The 17,683-nt window shown below is 74.2% G+C and carries 13 protein-coding genes and 6 tRNA genes; 9 read left to right on the top strand and 10 right to left on the bottom strand.

Features of this window, described 5'->3' with window-relative positions; genetic code table 11:
• The first annotated feature begins 128 nt into the window (after positions 1 to 128).
• The 6 genes from ACOTKD_RS31580 to ACOTKD_RS31555 all read left to right on the top strand — a co-directional run bounded on the left by ACOTKD_RS31580 (position 129) and on the right by ACOTKD_RS31555 (position 673).
• A tRNA-Gly gene (locus ACOTKD_RS31580) sits at positions 129 to 201 on the top strand.
• A 35-nt stretch (positions 202 to 236) separates the two neighbouring features.
• Positions 237 to 310 (top strand) — tRNA-Cys (locus ACOTKD_RS31575).
• A gap of 1 nt (position 311) precedes the next feature.
• Positions 312 to 386 (top strand) — tRNA-Val (locus tag ACOTKD_RS31570).
• Between the two features lie 19 nt (positions 387 to 405).
• Positions 406 to 477: transfer RNA gene (locus tag ACOTKD_RS31565), tRNA-Val, on the top strand.
• A 30-nt stretch (positions 478 to 507) separates the two neighbouring features.
• Positions 508 to 579, top strand: a tRNA-Val gene (locus ACOTKD_RS31560).
• A 22-nt stretch (positions 580 to 601) separates the two neighbouring features.
• Positions 602 to 673 (top strand) — tRNA-Val (locus tag ACOTKD_RS31555).
• A gap of 219 nt (positions 674 to 892) precedes the next feature.
• Here the strand turns inward: ACOTKD_RS31555 and ACOTKD_RS31550 are convergent.
• A complete protein-coding gene (locus ACOTKD_RS31550; RefSeq protein WP_424892435.1) occupies positions 893 to 1,111 on the bottom strand; it encodes a hypothetical protein in 219 nt (72 codons plus the stop codon).
• A gap of 619 nt (positions 1,112 to 1,730) precedes the next feature.
• Here ACOTKD_RS31550 and ACOTKD_RS31545 point away from each other — a divergent pair.
• Entirely contained in the window at positions 1,731 to 3,059 is a 1,329-nt protein-coding gene (locus ACOTKD_RS31545; protein WP_424892598.1) for a protein kinase domain-containing protein, read from the top strand.
• Positions 3,060 to 3,273: 214 nt separating this feature from the next.
• Here ACOTKD_RS31545 and ACOTKD_RS31540 read toward each other — a convergent pair whose 3' ends face one another.
• From ACOTKD_RS31540 to ACOTKD_RS31505, 8 genes are all read right to left on the bottom strand, one after another.
• Positions 3,274 to 4,092, bottom strand: a complete 819-nt coding sequence (locus ACOTKD_RS31540; RefSeq protein ID WP_424892434.1) for a TrmH family RNA methyltransferase — start codon at positions 4,090 to 4,092, stop codon at positions 3,274 to 3,276.
• Positions 4,093 to 4,156: 64 nt separating this feature from the next.
• A complete protein-coding gene (gene cobA, locus ACOTKD_RS31535; protein WP_424892433.1) occupies positions 4,157 to 5,392 on the bottom strand; it encodes a uroporphyrinogen-III C-methyltransferase in 1,236 nt (411 codons plus the stop codon).
• A 117-nt stretch (positions 5,393 to 5,509) separates the two neighbouring features.
• Positions 5,510 to 10,402 carry a nicotinate-nucleotide--dimethylbenzimidazole phosphoribosyltransferase gene (cobT, locus tag ACOTKD_RS31530; protein WP_424892432.1) on the bottom strand — a complete coding sequence of 1,631 codons (4,893 nt, stop codon included), beginning with the start codon at positions 10,400 to 10,402 and terminating at the stop codon, positions 5,510 to 5,512.
• Positions 10,403 to 10,621: 219 nt separating this feature from the next.
• Positions 10,622 to 11,872, bottom strand: coding sequence for a precorrin-6y C5,15-methyltransferase (decarboxylating) subunit CbiE (gene cbiE / locus ACOTKD_RS31525; protein WP_424892431.1), 1,251 nt, complete (start codon positions 11,870 to 11,872; stop codon positions 10,622 to 10,624).
• Between the two features lie 136 nt (positions 11,873 to 12,008).
• Positions 12,009 to 12,650: a GNAT family N-acetyltransferase gene (locus ACOTKD_RS31520; protein WP_424892430.1), complete on the bottom strand. Its 642-nt coding sequence runs from the start codon at positions 12,648 to 12,650 to the stop codon at positions 12,009 to 12,011.
• A gap of 174 nt (positions 12,651 to 12,824) precedes the next feature.
• On the bottom strand, positions 12,825 to 13,700 hold the full coding sequence (locus ACOTKD_RS31515) for a MetQ/NlpA family ABC transporter substrate-binding protein (RefSeq protein ID WP_424892429.1): 876 nt from the start codon (positions 13,698 to 13,700) through the stop codon (positions 12,825 to 12,827).
• Positions 13,701 to 13,840: 140 nt separating this feature from the next.
• A complete protein-coding gene (locus ACOTKD_RS31510) occupies positions 13,841 to 14,617 on the bottom strand; it encodes a methionine ABC transporter permease (protein ID WP_424892428.1) in 777 nt (258 codons plus the stop codon).
• Positions 14,614 to 15,717 carry a methionine ABC transporter ATP-binding protein gene (locus tag ACOTKD_RS31505; protein ID WP_424892427.1) on the bottom strand — a complete coding sequence of 368 codons (1,104 nt, stop codon included), beginning with the start codon at positions 15,715 to 15,717 and terminating at the stop codon, positions 14,614 to 14,616. The genes ACOTKD_RS31510 and ACOTKD_RS31505 overlap by 4 nt, the downstream gene beginning before the upstream one ends.
• 574 nt (positions 15,718 to 16,291) lie before the next feature.
• Here ACOTKD_RS31505 and ACOTKD_RS31500 point away from each other — a divergent pair.
• The gene (locus ACOTKD_RS31500) at positions 16,292 to 16,651 is read left to right on the top strand and encodes a hypothetical protein (RefSeq protein ID WP_424892426.1); all 360 of its coding nucleotides are present in this window, start codon (positions 16,292 to 16,294) and stop codon (positions 16,649 to 16,651) included.
• 2 nt (positions 16,652 to 16,653) lie between these two features.
• Entirely contained in the window at positions 16,654 to 17,082 is a 429-nt protein-coding gene (locus tag ACOTKD_RS31495) for a hypothetical protein (protein ID WP_424892425.1), read from the top strand.
• On the opposite strand, the gene ACOTKD_RS31490 is transcribed toward ACOTKD_RS31495, so the two are convergent.
• Positions 17,079 to 17,630: a GNAT family N-acetyltransferase gene (locus ACOTKD_RS31490; protein ID WP_424892424.1), complete on the bottom strand. Its 552-nt coding sequence runs from the start codon at positions 17,628 to 17,630 to the stop codon at positions 17,079 to 17,081. The genes ACOTKD_RS31495 and ACOTKD_RS31490 overlap by 4 nt on opposite strands.
• Positions 17,631 to 17,683 lie beyond the last annotated feature (53 nt).

Below are 17,683 nucleotides of genomic sequence, written 5' to 3'. Positions count from 1 at the left end.
GGGGCCGTCCGGAGTGGCCCGGGCGAACAATCAGGGCAGCACGCTGCGGAAACGGAATTTGAGCTGGCGCCGGAATCCGCTAGAGTTCAACACGTCGCCGGGACGCGGAAGCGAACCGGGCAGACACTGCGGACGTAGCTCAGTTGGTAGAGCACCACCTTGCCAAGGTGGATGTCGCGAGTTCGAGTCTCGTCGTCCGCTCGAGTTGGGGGATCTTCCCGAACCCCCGCACTCCTGGTGGAGTGGCCGAGAGGCGAGGCAACGGCCTGCAAAGCCGTCTACACGGGTTCAAATCCCGTCTCCACCTCCAAGGACGATTAGCTCAGCGGGAGAGCGCTTCCCTGACACGGAAGAGGTCACTGGTTCAATCCCAGTATCGTCCACCAGGTCTTCACGGACCTTCCCGCGCGATTAGCTCAGCGGGAGAGCGCTTCCCTGACACGGAAGAGGTCACTGGTTCAATCCCAGTATCGCGCACGCTGCACCTGCGTCTTCGCAGGGCATCCCGGACGATTAGCTCAGCGGGAGAGCGCTTCCCTGACACGGAAGAGGTCACTGGTTCAATCCCAGTATCGTCCACGGGGTCTTCACCGACCCTCCCGCGCGATTAGCTCAGCGGGAGAGCGCTTCCCTGACACGGAAGAGGTCACTGGTTCAATCCCAGTATCGCGCACACCGATCGGCCGGAGGCCGGGGCTCAAGGGCTCCGGCCTCCGGCCGTTTTCGCAGGCGGAGCGCGTGCGAGCAGTCGGACGGGAGATGAGAGCAGTACGAAGGGCCGGGCGCCTCCCCAGGTGCCCGGCCCTTCGTGCCGTCCGCCGTACCCCCGTCCCCACGGGGTTGATCCACCGGCTTGTCCCCGGCCCGGGCCGCTCTCCCGGACCCGGGGCGCTCAGCGCCCCAGCATTCCGGCGACGGACGACGCTTGTGTGACGACGGCGTCCCAGCCGCCGAAGAGGAAGGCGAGGAACGCCGCGAGGGGCACCACCATGGCCACCGCCACCAGCGGGTGCCGGGTGTCTGCGGGCCGTGGCGCGAAGAGGCCCGCGACCAGGCCGGCGGCGCGGTGGCCGCGCGCCCGGCTGACCGTACGTCCCGCCGTCTCCGCCATGGTTCCGCTCCCCGTCCTTCCGTCCCTGCCGTTCCCCCGCCTTGCGAAGTCTCACGAGCGGCGGGCGTCTGACCTCGGGGGACGAGTGCTGCACCCGCCGCTCGGTCTCCAATCTAGGCGCGCGGCCCCGGGCGGACGTCATGCCCTCGTACCGATTGGCGGGCATCCGGGAGGATGAGCGGGGCCCGGGCGGCTACTCCCCTGGTTGGAGACGAGTGGTCCGCCCCTTGGGGACTTCCCGGAGGGGGAGCCCCGGAGGCCGCCGCCCGCCGCCCTGGTCGGTGTGGTTTCGATCACGTCCCGCCCACTCCCGGGCGTAATGATCTTCACTGCCCGGGCGGCCGCTCCCCCGCTTGCCGCACCCGTCCCACTGACCCCTCTCGCCTCGTACGGAACGGGTGGCCCGGGGCCGGGCACGGCCCCAATCCCCCTGTGGCGGCGGGCCCTTGGCCCCGCTCCCCCGTACCCGGGGCGCACGGCCGCCGTCCCGGGCCCGCGGGCGGCCGGCCGTACCGGGCGCGGGCAATCCACTTGCCGACGCATGCGCGGCCTATCAGCGCGCCCGCCCGTCAATCCGTAAGCTGTGCCACGTCAGACGGACCGGGCAGCGGGGATGAAGATGGCGATGATGCGGCTCCGGCGCGAGGACCCGCGTGTCGTCGGCTCGTTCCGGCTTCACCGCCGGCTCGGCGCGGGCGGCATGGGCGTGGTGTACCTCGGCTCCGACCGGCGCGGGCAGCGCGTGGCACTGAAGGTGATCCGGCCGGACCTGGCCGAGGACCAGGAGTTCCGCTCGCGGTTCGCGCGCGAGGTCCAGGCGGCCCGGCGGATCCGCGGCGGCTGTACGGCACGGCTCGTGGCCGCCGACCTGGACGCGGACCGCCCCTGGTTCGCGACGCAGTACGTGCCGGGGCCCTCCCTGCACGACAAGGTGAACGAGGACGGGCCGCTGTCGGCCGCTCAGACCGCCTCCATCGGGGCGGCGTTGGCCGAGGGCCTGCTGGCCGTGCACGACGCGGGCGTGGTGCACCGGGACCTCAAGCCGTCGAACATCCTGCTGTCCCCCAAGGGCCCCCGCATCATCGACTTCGGCATCGCGTGGGCGACGGGCGCGAGCACGCTCACCCACGTGGGCACCGCGGTCGGCTCCCCCGGCTTCCTCGCCCCCGAGCAGGTCCGGGGCGCCGCGGTGACCCCCGCCACGGACGTCTTCGCCCTCGGCGCGACCCTCGCCTACGCCTCGACCGCGGACTCACCCTTCGGCCAGGGCAGTTCGGAAGTCATGCTCTACCGCGTCGTCCATGAGGAACCCCAGCTCATGGCCGTGCCGGACGCCCTGGCGCCGCTGATCCACGCGTGCCTGGCCAAGGATCCCGAGGAGCGGCCGAGCACGCTGCAGCTGTCCCTGCGGCTGAAGGAGATCGCCGCCCGGGAAGCGCAGGGCCTCTCCGAGGGCCGGCTTCCCCTGACGCGCCGTGAGCCCGACCGGCCGGCCGACCGGCGCGCCGCGGAGTACGCGGAGCAGCGCACCGAACGGCCCACGGTCAAGGCGCCGGCGCCGCACCACCCCCCGCAGGCCCGGCCGGAGCCCGGCCGGCGGCCGCCCGCACGGCCGGGTCGCGCGAACGGCGCGCGCGGGCAGGCCGCCCGAGGTGCCGCGGGGGCCGCGGCGGCCCGGCGCGGCGGGCAGCCCGCGGCGCGGACGGGCTCCGGGGCCCGGCGGCCCGCGCGGGACCCGCGGCTGCTGCGGCAGCGGGTGACCGTCTTCGTCGTGGTGACGCTGCTGGTCGCGCTGGGCATCGCGGTGGCCCAGGGCTGCCAGGGGCCGGACCGGCGCAACGACGGGTTGCGCCGGGAGCCTTCCGTGTCCCGCAGCGTGGGGCTTCCGGCCGCCCCGGACGGCGGCTCCGCCCTCGCCGGGGGCGGTCTGCCGGTGCGGGGGCTCTGACCGCCCGTCGAGCCGGGTTGCCCGGTGGGTCGAGGAGGTACGCGCCGATGCCGGTGTACGCGGTTTTCCGCCGGACCCTCGCCGTCGTGGTGACACGCCGTTGCGGCGGGACGGTGGCGCCGGACCACGACGCGCTGGTCCCCACCGGGCGAGGTGGGCCGGGCAGCGCCCCGGAACGGTGCGCGGAGAGCCGGGAGCGCAGGCCGTCCGGGACTCAGTCCTGCGGACGCCCCGCCGTCACCGCGTAGAACGACACGGCCGCCGCCGCGCCCACGTTGAGCGAGTCGATGCCGTGGGCCATGGGGATGCGCACCCATTCGTCGGCCGCCATCAGGGCGCGTGTGGACAGGCCGGAGCCCTCCGCGCCGAGCATCAGGGCGACGCGGTCCAGACGGTGCGGTGCGGCCGCGTCGAGGGACGTGGCCTTCTCGTCGGGGGTCAGGGCCAGGATCCGGAAGCCCGCCTCGCGCACGATCTCCAGGTCGCGGGGCCAGGTCTCCAGGCGCGCGTAGGGCACGGAGAACACGGCGCCCATGGAGACCTTGACCGAGCGCCGGTAGAGGGGGTCGGCGCAGTCCGGGGAGAGCAGGACGGCGTCCATGCCGAGGGCCGCCGCGCTGCGGAAGATGGCCCCGATGTTCGTGTGGTCGTTCACGGCCTCCATGACGGCGACGCGGCGCGTGGTCCGCAGCAGCTCGGCCGCGGACGGGAGGGGCTTGCGCTGCATGGAGGCGAGCGCCCCGCGGTGGACGTGATAGCCCGTCACCCGTTCGGCGAGCTCGGGGCTCACGGCGTAGACGGGGGCGGGCGCCTCCTCGATGACGTCGCGCATCACGTCGACCCACTTGGCGGACAGCAGCATCGAGCGCATCGCGTACCCGGCGTGACGGGCGCGCCGGATGACCTTCTCGCCCTCGGCGATGAAGAGCCCTTCGGCGGGCTCGCGGCGGCGGCGCAGCTCGACGTCGGTCAGGCCGGTGTAGTCGTGCAGGCGCGGGTCGGCGGGGTCGTCGATGGTGATGATGTCGGCCATGGTCCTCGGGTCCTCGGTACGGGTGCTCGGTCGCGGTGCGGTGCGGTGGTGGGCTCCGGCGGCCTCAGCGGCCGGTTCCGGTGCCGACCGTCACGACGTCGCCGACGACGATGACCGCGGGCGGCCGTATGCCTTCCGCCCTGACGCGCTCGCCGACGGTCGCGAGGGTTGCGTCGACGCGCCGCTGGGCGGCGGTGGTGCCCTCCTGCACGACGGCGACGGGGGTGGTGGCGGGCCGGCCGTGGCGGACGAGGGTCTCGGCGATGGCCCCGATGTTCTCGACGGACATCAGCAGGACGAGCGTGCCGCGGAGCCTGGCGACGGCCTCCCAGTCGACCAGGGAGCGCGGGTCGCCGGGGGCGACGTGGCCGCTGACGACGGTGAACTCGTGGGCGACGCCGCGGTGGGTGACGGGGATCCCTGCGGCGCCGGGGACGCTGATGGTGCTGGAGATGCCGGGGACGACGGTGCACGGGATGCCGTGCTCGGCCAGCGCCTGGGCCTCCTCCATGCCGCGGCCGAAGACGTAGGGGTCGCCGCCCTTGAGGCGGACGACGGCCTTGCCGGCCCGGGCGTGCTCGATCAGGGCGTTGTTGATGGCTTCCTGGGCCATGGCGCGGCCGTACGGGATCTTCGCGGCGTCGATGACCTCGACGTGCGGCGGGAGCTCGTCGAGGAGGTCGCGCGGGCCGAGGCGGTCGGCGATGACGACGTCCGCCCGGGCGAGGAGGCGGCGGCCGCGCACGGTGATGAGGTCGGGGTCGCCGGGGCCGCCGCCGACGAGGGCGACGTGGCCCGCGGCGGGGCGGGTGCGGAAGTGCGGGGCCGTCAGGGAACCGTCGCGCAGGCCCTCCACGACGGCGTCGCGGACGGCGGCGGAGCGGCGGGGGTCGCGGCCGGTGAGGACGGCGACGGTGATGCCTTCGCTGCGGCCGATGGCGGGCGTCCACGCCGTGGCGGCTTCCGCGTCGTCGCTGCGCACGGCCCACACGCGGCGGGCCTCGGCCTCGGCGGAGGCGGCCCGGTTGGCGTCGGGGTCGTCGGTGGAGATCAGGGCGTACCAGGCGCCGTCGAGGTCGCCGTCCGCGTAGCGGCGGCGCTCCCAGCGCACCTCTCCGGCGTCGGCCATGGCCTCGACGGACGGGGTGGCGGACGGGGAGATCAGCAGGACGTCCGCGCCGGCGGCGATCAGCGCGGGGAGGCGGCGCTGGGCGACCTGGCCGCCGCCGAGGACGACGACGCGTCGGCCCGCGAGGCGCAGTCCGACGGGATAGGCGGCGGATTCGTTGTGCTCGGCCATGGGGGTGCGGGTCTCCTCGTGGGCGAAAGCGCTGGTGAGGACACCTTACGGGGCCGAGGGGGCCGGTCAGGGCCGGGGCGGGCGTTCCACCCCGGCTCCTTCCGTGCCAGCCGGGCGTCAGCTCTTCTCGGTGACGCCGGCCGTGTCGAACGTGGCGACCTCGTGCATCGCCCGGGCGGCGCTCTGCACGACCGGCAGGGCCAGCAGCGCGCCGGTGCCCTCGCCGAGGCGCAGGTCGAGGTCGACGAGGGGCCGCAGGCCGAGCTTGGTGAGGGCCGCGACGTGGCCCGGCTCCGCGCTGCGGTGGCCGGCGATGCAGGCCGCGAGCGCCTCGGGGGCGATCGCCCGGGCCACGAGGGCGGCCGCACCGGCGCTCACGCCGTCCAGGATCACCGGGGTGCGCAGCGAGGCGCCGCCGAGGATCAGGCCGACGAGGGCCGCGTGCTCCAGGCCGCCGATCGCGGTCAGGACGCCGATGGGGTCCTTGGGGTCCGGCTGGTGGAGTTCCAGCGCGCGGCGGACCACGTCGATCTTCCGGGCGTGCATCTCGTCGTTGATGCCGGTGCCGCGGCCGGTGATCTCGGCCGGGTCGGCGCCGGTGTAGACGGAGATGAGGGCGGCCGACACCGTGGTGTTGGCGATGCCCATCTCGCCGGTCAGGAGGGCCTTGTTGCCGGCCGCGACCAGGTCGCGGGCGGTCTCGATGCCCACCTCCAGGGCGCGCATCGCCTCTTCGCGGGTCATGGCGGGACCCGCGGTGATGTCGGCGGTACCGGGCCGGACCTTGCGCGGCAGGAGGCCGGGGGTGCTGGGCAGCTCGCCCGCGACGCCGACGTCCACGACGCAGACCTCGGCGCCGACCTGGTTGGCGAAGGCGTTGCACACGGCCCCGCCGCCCAGGAAGTTGGCGACCATCTGGGAGGTGACCTCCTGCGGCCACGCGGTGACGCCCTGGGCATGCACTCCGTGGTCCCCCGCGAAGATCGCGACGGCGGCGGGCTCGGGGATCGGCGGCGGGCACTTGCGCGACAGGCCGCACAGCTGCGCGGAGATGATCTCCAGCATGCCGAGCGCGCCGGACGGCTTGGTCATCCGCTTCTGCCGCTCCCAGGCCTCGCCGAGCGCCTTCGCGTCCAGCGGGCGGATGCCGCGGAGGGTCTCGGCGAGCAGGTCGTGCGGGTCCTCGCCGGGCAGGGCGCGGCGCCCGTACTCCTCCTCGTGCACGACCCACGACAGTGGGCGGCGCTTGGACCAGCCGGCCTGCATCAGCTCGGGCTCGTCCGGGAACTCGTCGACGTACCCGACGCACAGGTAGGCGACGACCTCCAGGTGCTCGGGCAGGCCGAGGCTGCGGACCATCTCGCGCTCGTCGAAGAAGCTGACCCAGCCGACGCCGAGGCCCTCGGCGCGGGCGGCGAGCCACAGGTTCTCGACCGCGAGCGCGGAGGAGTACGGCGCCATCTGCGGCTGGGTGTGCCGGCCGAGGGTGTGGCGGCCGCCGCGGGTGGGGTCGGCGGTGACGACGATGTTGACGGGCGTCTCGAGGATCGCCTCGATCTTCATTTCCTTGAACTGCTTGGCCCGGCCCTTCGGCAGCGACTTCGCGTACGCGTCGCGCTGGCGCTGGGCCAGTTCGTGCATGGCCTGCCGGGTCTCCGCGGAGCGGATGACGACGAAGTCCCAGGGCTGGGAGTGCCCGACGCTGGGGGCGGTGTGGGCGGCCTCCAGGACGCGCAGCAGGACCTCGTGCGGGACGGGGTCCTTGCGGAACCCGTTGCGGATGTCGCGCCGCTCCCGCATCACGCGGTGCACGGCCTCGCGCTCGGCGTCGCCGTAGCCGGTGGCGGCGGGGGTGTCGGGCCGCGCGGGTTCCGCCGCGGATTCCGCGGCGCGGGGTGCGGGGACGACGACGGGGTCGGCTGCCGCGGCGGGCCCGGCCTCGGCGGCCGGTTCGTCCGGAGCCTGCTGGGGGGCGGGGATGCGGACTTCGGCGACGGACTGTGCGTCGGTGCCGGCCGCGGCCTGCTCGGGCTGCGCCGCCTGGGGCTCACTGCCGGCCGCCGGAGTGTGCGCGGCGGCCTCGGTCTCGGGTGCCTGCGGTTCGGAGATGGTGGCCTGCTCGGGCTGCGGTACGCCGACGGGGGCGTGCGGGGCGGACGGGGTGTCGGCGGGTGCGCCGGCGGCGACGGCCTGCTCGGAGACGACCTCCGGAGAGACTGCCGGGGCGTCGGCGGGACCCTGCGGGGCGGGGTCGGCTGCGCCGGGCTGTGCGGCGTGGGCTTCGGCCGGGACGTCGGCGGCGGGCTGTGCGGCCGAGGCTTCGGCACCGGCGACGGCGGTCTCCGGAGCGTCGGCAGCGGGGCCGGCTGCGCCGGGCTGTGCGGCCGGGGCTTCGGCATCCGCGACGGCAGTCTCCGGGGCAGCGGCAGCAGGGTCGGCTGCGCCGGGCCGGGTGGCTTGAGCCTCGGCAACGGGGACGGCGGTCTGCGGGGCAGCTGCGGCCGGGTCCGCGGGCTGTCCGGCCTGCGGAGCGGTGACGGCCGCGGCAGCAGCGGGGTCCGCGGGCTGTCCAGCCTCCGGGGCAGCGTCGCCAACGGCGTCGGCTGCGCCGGGCTGAACGGCCTGAGCCTCAGCACCGGCGGCGGCCTGCGGATCGGACTCGGCCCCGCCGAGCTGCTCGACCTGGGCCTCAACACCCGCGACGGCAGCCTCCGGAGTGGCGGCAGCAGGGTCAACGGGCTGCGAAGCAGTCTCGGCAACGGCCTCTACGAGCTGCGGGGCGGCGGCAACAGCGGAGTCCGCAGGCTGCCCGGCCTGCGAAACGGCGTCGGCCGCGCCGGGCTGCACGGCTTGCGCCTCGGCACCCGCGACGGCGGCCTGCGGAGCGGCCTCGGCCCCGCCGGGCTGCGCGACCTGCGCCTCAGCACCCGCGACAGCAGCCTCCGGAGCGGCAGCGGGGTCGACAGGCTGCGAAGCAGCCTCGGCAACGGCCTCTACGACCTGCGGAACGGCACCAGCCGGGTCCGCGGACTGCCCGGCCTGCGGAGCAGCGACGGCAGTGGCATCGGCTGCGCCGGGCTGCACGGCCTGAGCCTCAGCATCCGCGGCGGCCAGCGGAGCGGACTCGGCCCCGCCGGACTGCCCGACCTGGGCCTCAGCACCCGCGACGGCGGCCTCCTGGGCAGCGGCAGCAGGGTCGGCGGACCCCGAAGCAGCCTCAGCTACGGCCTCGGCGGACTGCGGAACGGCACCGGCGGAGTCTGCGGACTGTCCGGCCTGCGGCGCAGCGTCGGCTGCGACGGGCTGCACGGCCTGGGCCTCAGCACCCGCGACGACGGCCTCCGGCCCAGCGGCAGCGGGGTCGGCGGCCTGCGAAGCAGCCTCGGCAACGGCCTCGGCGGACTGCGGAACGGCAATGGCGAGGTCCGCAGGCTGCCCGGCCTGCGGAACGGCGACGGCTGCGACGGGCTGCGCGACCTGGTCCTCAGCACCGGCGGCGGCCTCCGGAGCGGCGGCAGCGGGATCGACCGGCTGCCCGGCCTGCAGTGCAGCGTCGGCAACGGCGTCAGCGACCTGAGCGGCCTGCGGAGTTGCGTCAGGGGAATCAGGGGAACCGGCGTTGGTGGCGTCCGCGGGCTGTCCAGCCTGCGACGCAGCGTCAGCCGTGGCGGCGACGTCTACGGCCTGCTCGGCCTGCGGTGCGGCGGCCGGGGCGGCAACAGCGGCCTGCGCCTCGTCGGCGCCCGCAGCCACGCCTGCAACCTGCTCAGCCGGGGCGACGGCCTCGGCCACGACGGGCTGGTCCGGCTGCGGAGCGGCATCGACGTCCGCGGTCTGCTCAGCCGACGCGGCGGCATCGGTACCGGCCTCGGCCACGACAGGCTGGTCCGCCTGCGGGACCGCTCCCGGAACCGGCTCGGCCACCGCGGAAGCGTCACCTACGGGCTCGGGCTCGGCGGGAACGACGGGGGCCGCGGTCTGCGGAGCGGCAGGCTGCTGCGCGTCCTGCAGGACGGCAACCGGAGCACCGGCCACGGCATCAGCCGCAGCCGCCACGGCCTCCGCCGACGGAGCGTCAGCGGGCGCGTCGGCCTGCGGAACCTCACCAGCGGCAGCACCCGGCACGGCCTCGGCGGAAGGCGCCTCCACGGGCGCGGCCGCAGCGGCGGCCTGCCCCGCCGCGTCCGCGGGAACCCCGGACACGCTCGGCGGCACGTGGACCTGCCCGGTCGCCGCGGCGACCACCGCGTCGATGGCGGAGAGCCCGGTCGACGTCGCGGCGGGGACCTCGGGCGCCACCGGGTGCCCGGCGGGCTGCTCGGGGGCGGCTGACGGCACGTCACCGGCGAGGGCGCCCGGCGCCGCCGGGGCGGCGGCCGTGCCCGCGGCCTGGGGCGGCACGAAGGCCGTCGCGGCGGGCGGCTGCGGCTGGGCGTCCCACGTGCCCGGCTGCTGCTGCGGCACCTCGCCGAGGCGCGGGGCCTGCTGAAGGCCCGTCTCGTCGGTGGTGGTGTCGAGGTATTCGGGGCCCGGTGCGGGCGCCACCGGGGGTGCGGGCGGGAAGCCCGGGGCGGGGGCCGGTGCGGCGGGGCCGCGGTCGGCGAGGGAGCGGACGACTCCGCTGGTGGGGTCCGGAACGGGCGGGCCCATGTGGAGGGGGCGGCGCGGCGCCGCGTGGGCGGCGGGCGGCTGGGCCGCGGCGGTGGCCGGCGGCGTGCGGACGTCGCCGTAGTCGACGGAGCCGGTGTCGCGCCCGCCGGTCTCGTGCGTACCGCCCTGGACGGGCGGCTGTTCCATCCAGGCGCCCTGGGCGCCCGGCATCAGCAGGAGGTCGTCCTCGTCGGCGCCGTCCGCCTCCGTACCGTCCCCGTGGTCGAGGAACGTGAAGGCGGGAGGGGCCGGGGCGCCGGGGTCGGCAGGGGCTACGGCCTCCGTGGGGAACGGGTGGCCGGGCAGCGCGCCTGCGTTCTCCGGCTGTCCCTCGCCCGGGAACTGGCCGGTGTCGGTCATGCGTACCCCTCGCCCATCGGTAGTGCTCCTTCCAACCGCTCACGCCCATAGTCAAGAACGAGCGTCCGTGCCTCGCGGCACGTTGTGCATCGCCCGCCCCTACCTTGCCGTGCTCCCGCCAAGAGGAGGGCGCGTTCGGGACATTGGCGACTGTGGTGTCGGACACCGAGGGGGCGGTACAACGATCCGCCAGCCTACCCTCCGCCCGGCGCGGCGGGGTCACAGGTGGGTGCGGCGTCCGCTCAGCAGGAAGGCGACGGAGCGTTCGCGCTCGGACCAGGCGGCGGTGTCGAGCTCCACGGCCTGGAGCAGGGTGCACTCGACGCCGTAGCCGCCTTCGGCGAGGGCCCGGCCGACGGCCTCGGCCTCGTCGCGGGTGGCGGCGTGGGCGACGATGCGCTCGGGGCGGCGGGCGGCGCAGGCCGCGACGACGACGGGGCCCCCGCCGCCGACGCGGACGACGTCGGGTTCGGGGAGGTCCTCCAGGACCTGGGGGGCCGCGCCGTGGACGACCTGGAGCTGGACGCCGTAGCGGCGGGCGACGGCCGTGGTGCGGGCGCAGGCGTCGGGGTCGCGGTCGACGGCGATGACGGCGGCGCCGAAGCGGGCGGCCTCGACGGCGGCGGCGCCGCAGCCGGAGCCGATGTCCCAGACGAGGTCGCCGACGCGGGGACCGAGGCGGGCGAGTTGGGCGGCGCGCAGCTCGGTGGCCTCGCCCTCGCCGAGGTCGCTGCCGTAGGCGTCGGCGGGCAGGGCCCAGCCGCGGACGGCCGGGGGGTAGCCGGGGTCGCGGCCGGCGATCCAGCCGCCGCCGGCGCGGGGCCGGGTGGCGCCCCAGCCGGGGACGGCGACGGGGCCGGCGCTGCCGCTGCCGCCGATGACGATCACGACGTTGGGGTCGCGCCAGTGGTGGTCGGGGGCCTTGTCGGAGGTGAGGACGGTGACCTGTTCGCGCTCGGTGCCGAGCTCCTCGCAGATGACGAACGTGCGGTGGACGTCGCCGAGGAGGAGGGCGAGTTCGGCGGGGCCGGCGCCGGGCGAGGTGAGGACGGCGACCTTGGGGTGGGCGCGGCAGACGTTGACGGCGCGGCGCAGGTCGCGGCTGTGGGCGACGACGACCTGGGCGTCGTCCCAGGGCATGCCGGCGCGGGCGAAGGCGGCGGCGACGGCGGAGACGGCGGGCACGACCTCGACCTCCAGCCCGTGCTGGGGGGCGCGCAGGGTGCGGACGACGCCGAAGAAGCCGGGGTCGCCGTCGGCGAGGACGACGGCGGAGCCGCGGTGGCCGGCGATGCGGCGGGCGGCGAGGTCGACGCTGCCGAGGCGGATGCGTTCGGCGGCGGGGGGCACTTCGGGGAGCGTCAGGTGGTGGGCGGCGCCGGCCACGAGGGTGGCGGCGGCCAGGGCGGAGCGGGCCGCGTCCGTGAGTGGTGAGCCGTCCCACCCGATCACCGTGACCCGGTCGGCCATCGTCGTCATTCTCCTGGGCTTGTGAGCGGGCCTGCGGTGGGTGCCCGTCGGCGGGCAGGGTGAGCGTACCCCGTGCTGGTCCGGACCTTCCGGCTCCGCTTTCCGTGCCGGGGGTGGGACCCGGCCGGCCGGGGCGTCAGGACCAGTCGCGGAAGGCCGTGGCGTACCCGGGGTCGCCGGCGGGCTGCTCGCGCATCTCGTCGAGGTCCTCGGGGAGGAGGCTCCAGATGATGAGGTCGGAGCGGAGCTCGGTCCAGCCCCCGTCCTCGGTGCGGCCGCGTCCTATCCAGGCGTTGCGCAGCACCCCCTCGCTGATGCAGCCGGTCTTCTGCGCGACCTGCTGGGAGGCCGTGTTGTCGGCGGCGGTGCGCAGCTCCAGGCGCTCGAACTTCTGGTCGTTGAAGAGCCACTCGGCCACCGCGAGGACGGATTCGCAGGCGTAGCCCTCGCCGCGGGCCCAGGGGGCGACGACGTAGCCGACCTCGGCGGAGAGGGCGCGCCAGTCGGTGTGGTGGAGGTGGACGCAGCCGACGAGGCGGTGGGTGAGGAACTCGGTGACCGCAAAGACGATTCCGCGCCCGGAGGTGCGCTCGGCGGGGGCCTCGCGCAGGGCCCAGTCACGGGCATGGGCGGTGGTGTAGGGGTGCGGTACGGAGGTCCAGGCGGTGACGAGCTCGTCGCTCATCATCTCCGCGAGCGCGGGCACGTCCTGGGCCTCGAACGGGCGCAGCACCAGCCGGTCCGTACTGATGGAGATGTCCGGGAAGGTGGATGTCATGTGCTGCTCCAACGCCGGGGAGGTGGGCTCGGGACGGGGCGGTCCGGGCTCGGGTGCACCAGCATGCAGCATCGATGCGTGCGTGCGCCAAGCGCGTCGGCCCCGCGCACGTCGTCGCGTGCGCGGGGCCTGGGGCCACAGGGGCGGTTGTGGTGACGCGAGGGGCGACCGGGGTCAGCTCTTCACCGCGCCGAAGGCGGGCAGGACGGCGCCGTTGCTGAACTTCTGCTCGATGAACTTCTTCACCTCGTCGGAGTTCAGGAGCTTCGCGAGCTTCTGGACGCGCGGGTCGTCCTCGTTGCCCTTCTTCACGGCGAGGAAGTTGGCGTAGGGGTTGCCGTCGGCCTTCTCCAGGGCGATGGCGTCCTTGGCCGGGTTGAGCTTGTGGCCGATGGCGAAGTTGCCGTTGATGACGGCGGCGTCGACGTCGGCGAGGCGCGTGGGGATCTGGGCGGCCTCGAGCTCGGTGAACTTCACGCCCTTGTCGTCCTTGATGTCCGACAGCTTGGCGGCGGCGCCGACGCCGTCCTTGAGGACGATGACGCCGTTGTCGGCCAGCAGCTTCAGGGCGCGGCCCTCGTTGGTGGCGTCGTTGGGCACGGCGATGGTCGCGCCGCTGCCGAGGTCGCCGGCCTTCTTTACCTTTTCGGAGTACAGGCCGAGCGGCTCGATCTCGACGTTGACGACGGGGACGATGTCCGTCTTGTTCTTCTTGTTGAAGTCGTCGAGGTACGGCTTGTGCTGGAAGAAGTTGGCGTCGACCTCGCCGTTCTGCGTGGCGGTGTTGGGGAGCACGTAGTCGTTGAACTCCTTCACCTCCAGCTTCAGACCGGCCTTCTCCGCGAGGTTGTCGCGGACGTAGTTGAGGATGTCGCCGTGCGGGGTCGGGCTGGCGGCGACGACGAGCTTGGCGGCCGGGTCGGCGTCCTTGCCCTTCTTCGACGAGCTGCCGGACGAGGAGGTGTCGGACGGAGCGCTGCACGCGCTCAGGCCGAGGGTGAGTGCGGCGGCGGCCGCGACGGCGGCGGTGAGCTTGACGGTGGTACGCACGAAGAGTGCCCCTCTTTCTGGTTTTCCTGGGTTCACGAGGTGTTGCGCCCGGCAAAGGGTCCGGGCTCGTGGATCTGCGGTGAGGGGCGAAGAGCCCCTCGGTGCCAGGCCTGATCAGCTCCGATCAGGAAGTCTTGCGGTCAGGAGACCTTGGCGGCCTCCGGCGCCTCGGCCTGCGCCGGGACGGTCGCCACGGGCTTCGCCGTGGTGCGCGCCGGGGCGAACAGACGGCGCAGCCCCACGGGGGCCGCCTGCCGTCCGCCGCGCCGGGCGAGGGTCCGCACGGCGAGGTCGCCGGCGAGCTGGACGAGCGTGACGATGACGATGAGCAGCACGATGGTGATGTTCATCAGGCCGGTCTCGGAGCGCTGGTAGCCGTAGACGATGGCCAGGTTTCCGAGGCCGCCGCCGCCGACCGCGCCGGCCATCGCGGAGTAGCCGATGAGGGCGATGACGGTGGTGGTCAGGCCCGCGATGACGGAGGGCAGGGCCTGCGGGAGCAGCACCTTGAAGATCACGGTCCAGGTGCCGCCGCCCATGGACTGGACGGCTTCGACGAGGCCGTGGTCGACCTCGCGGAGCGCGGTCTCCACCAGCCGGGCGAAGAACGGGATCGCGCCGATGGCCAGGGCCACGACGGCCGCGCTGGGCCCGATGGAGGTGCCGACCACGAAGCGGCTGAAGGGGATCAGCCAGACCATGAGGACGATGAAGGGCAGCGAGCGGCCGAGGTTGACGACCACTCCGACGGCCTTGTTGACCACGACGTTCTGCAGCAGGCCGCCGCGGTCGGTGAGGACCAGCAGGATGCCCAGCGGGAGGCCGCCGAGGATGGTGTAGACGGTGGACCACCACACCATGAAGAGGGTGTCCAGACAGGCGTTCTGCAGCAGGGGCTGCATCTCGGTCCAGGTCACTTGGCACCATCCTTCAGGAGCTCGTCGGCGGGCGCCGGGGTCTTGACGTCGGCGACGTCGACCTGGAGGCCCTGCTCGCGCAGGAAGCCGATCGGGACGACGTTCTCCTCGAAGCGGCCGGGCAGCTCGATGCGCATCCGGCCGACCTGCTTGCCGCAGACGGTGTCCATCGCGGCGCCCAGGATCGAGATGTCGATGTTGTACGTACGGGAGAGCTGGGAGATGACCGGCTGGGTCGCGGCGTCGCCGTGGAAGGTGACGTCCACGACGGTGCGGTCCGGGCCGGAGGGCTCGCCGCCGACCGGGAAGAGCTCGGCCGCGAGCTCCGAGCCGGGGGTGGCCAGGAGTTCGGAGACGGTGCCGGACTCCACGACGCGGCCGCCCTTCATCAGGGCCGCGGAGTCGCAGATCGTCTTGACGACCTCCATCTCGTGGGTGATGAGGAGGACGGTCAGGCCGAGCTGCTGGTTGAGGTCGCGCAGCAGCTGCAGGATGGAGCGGGTGGTCTCCGGGTCGAGCGCGGAGGTCGACTCGTCGGAGAGCAGCACCTTGGGGTCGCCGGCGAGGGCGCGGGCGATGCCCACGCGCTGCTTCTGGCCGCCGGAGAGCTGGCCGGGGTAGGCCTTGGCCTTGTCGGCGAGGCCGACGAGGTCGAGGAGTTCGAGGGCCTTGCGCTCGCGCTCCTTACCGGAGACGCCGAGGATCTCCAGGGGCAGCTCGATGTTGGACTGCACGGTCCGCGAGGACAGCAGGTTGAAGTGCTGGAAGACCATGCCGATGCGGCTGCGCGCCTTACGGAGCTCGGCCCCGGCGCGGTTGCCGCGCCCGGCGAGGGCGGTGAGGTCCTGGCCCGCCACGGTGACCGTGCCGGAGCTGGGCCGTTCCAGGAGGTTGACGCAGCGGATGAGGGTCGACTTTCCGGCGCCGCTCTGACCGACGACGCCGTACACCTCGCCCTCCCGCACGTGGAGGTCGACGCCGTCGAGGGCGGTGACCTCGCGGCCGCGTGAGCGGTAGACCTTTGTCAGGCCCGTAGTGGTGATCACAGGGGTTTCCGTCACTGTCGAGTGCGCGGCGGTGAGGCGGCCGGGCACGGGCATTCATTGCGGAGCGCGGCATAGGGTGCCCCGGCGGGCGCGAGCGGGGTCGCGGCTTCGGGGGGTCCTGGTGACGCGGGGCTGAGCCTTCCGGTCCGGTCCGGTGGGACGCGGGACGCGGGCTCTACGGGTCTCGCTTCGGGGCGCGAGGCACGGAACGGGGGCCCTCAGCAGTCACACATTCGACACATGCAACGAGCAGCGCCGGGCGTCGTCATCGCCTCGGTCGCACAGGTGCGGCTGCTCGTCGTGGTCATGCAGGGAAGTAAAACAGACAGGCGTACGAGTCGGCCAAGCCTGTCCGAATAGCGGACACGGAAGGCCAGTACATGGACACGCCACCCTTCGATAAGTGATCTTCAAGCCATTAGGCGACCGCCGGTGACCTGCGCGAACGCGCCCGGAGGCCACCCGCGACGAGTCCCCTCCTCCGCGCGGCGCGCTCCCCGGTGTGGTCAAGGCCACGAGCCGGCGGCGCCCGGTGCGGGGCCGAGCGCGGTGCCCCCGGGACGGGCCATTAAAGTCGTCCCATGCTTGTCCAGCCCCATCCGCACGCCCCGGCAGCGCGGTGGCCACGGTGATCGACGCGCTGACGCTCGCGGTCGGCGTGACCGCCCTCGCGCTCGCCGCCTGGTGCGGCTTCGCCTTCTCCCGCGACCAGTCCACCAAGGACTGGCACTTCATCGGCATGGCCGTGGTGTCCGTCCTGGCGGTCGCCCAGCTCGTCATCGGCGTGGTGCGGCTGGCCGGCGGCGACAAGCCCGAGCAGGGCACCGCCATCTTCCTGGCCTACCTGATCGGCTCGGCCGCGGCCGTGCCCGCCGCCGGCTTCATGTCGCTCGCCGAGCGCACCCGCTGGGGCTCGGCCACCGTGGCGGCCGGCGGCGTCATCCTCGCCGTGCTCGAAGTGCGGCTCTACGACATCTGGGGAGGCTGACCGTGACCGAACCGACCACCCCCGCGGGGCCGGGCTTCAACCTCGGCGAGGGCCCGGGCCGGCTGCTGGTGTGGCTCTACGGCGTCTTCACCGTCGCCGCGGCCTCCCGCTCCATCGTCCAGATGATCCTGGACTTCGGCCGGGCACCGCTGGCCTACGTGCTGTCCGCCGTCGCCGCCGTGGTGTACGCCTTCATCACGTACTCCCTCGTCCGCGGTGGCCCCGCGGCCCGCAGGGCGGCCCTCGTGTGCTGCGCCGCGGAGCTCGCCGGCGTCCTCGTCGTCGGCACGTGGACGCTCGTCGCGCCGTCCGCCTTCCCCGACGCCACGGTCTGGTCGGACTACGGCATGGGCTACCTCTTCATCCCGGTCATCCTGCCGGTGACCGCGATGGTGTGGCTGCGCCGCGCGGCGCAGCCACAGGCCGGCTAGAAGCTCGTCGCGAGCGCCGCTTCGGCGGCGCCGTCGCGGGCGCCGGGCGCCTTCTCCCGCTGCTCCTGCTGCTCCTTCAGCTCTTTCTCCATCGTCACCAGCGTCAGCTTGCGCGTGACCTGCTCGGTGGCGACCTGCGCGTACCCCCACTTGCGGGACAGGCGCAGGTTCCCCTCGTTGCGGTGCCCGGTCGCGAGCCGGAAGCGGGTGGCGCCCTCCTCCGCCAGCCGGGCCTCGACCGCGGCGAGCAGCCGCCCGCCCAGGCCGTGCCGCTGCATGCGGGGGTGCACGATCATCCCCGAGATCACCGCCGTGCCCTCCGGGCCGGCCGTGCCGCGCACCGAGCCCACGACCTCGTCCCCCAGCCGGGCCACCAGCACGCAGCCCGCCGCCAGTTCGGCGCGGAGCCCGGCGAGGGACTGGGTGAGCGGTGCGATGGAGTAGTCGCCGTAGAGCTCGGCCTCGCCCTGATGACAGAGGTACTGGAGCTTGAGGATCTGCTCGGCGTCGTGATCGGTCGCCGCAGAGATGGTCACGCTCATGCCCATGTGCCCACGCCTCCCCTTTTCGGTTCGGTCCGCCCTGATCCGCACTGACAGGA

Source organism: Streptomyces sp. XH2 (genome assembly GCF_049725035.1).
Classification (GTDB): Bacteria; Actinomycetota; Actinomycetes; order Streptomycetales; family Streptomycetaceae; genus Streptomyces; species Streptomyces roseoverticillatus.
The sequence above is the reverse complement of the archived record's forward strand: the minus strand, read 5'-3'. Positions and strand labels throughout refer to the sequence as shown.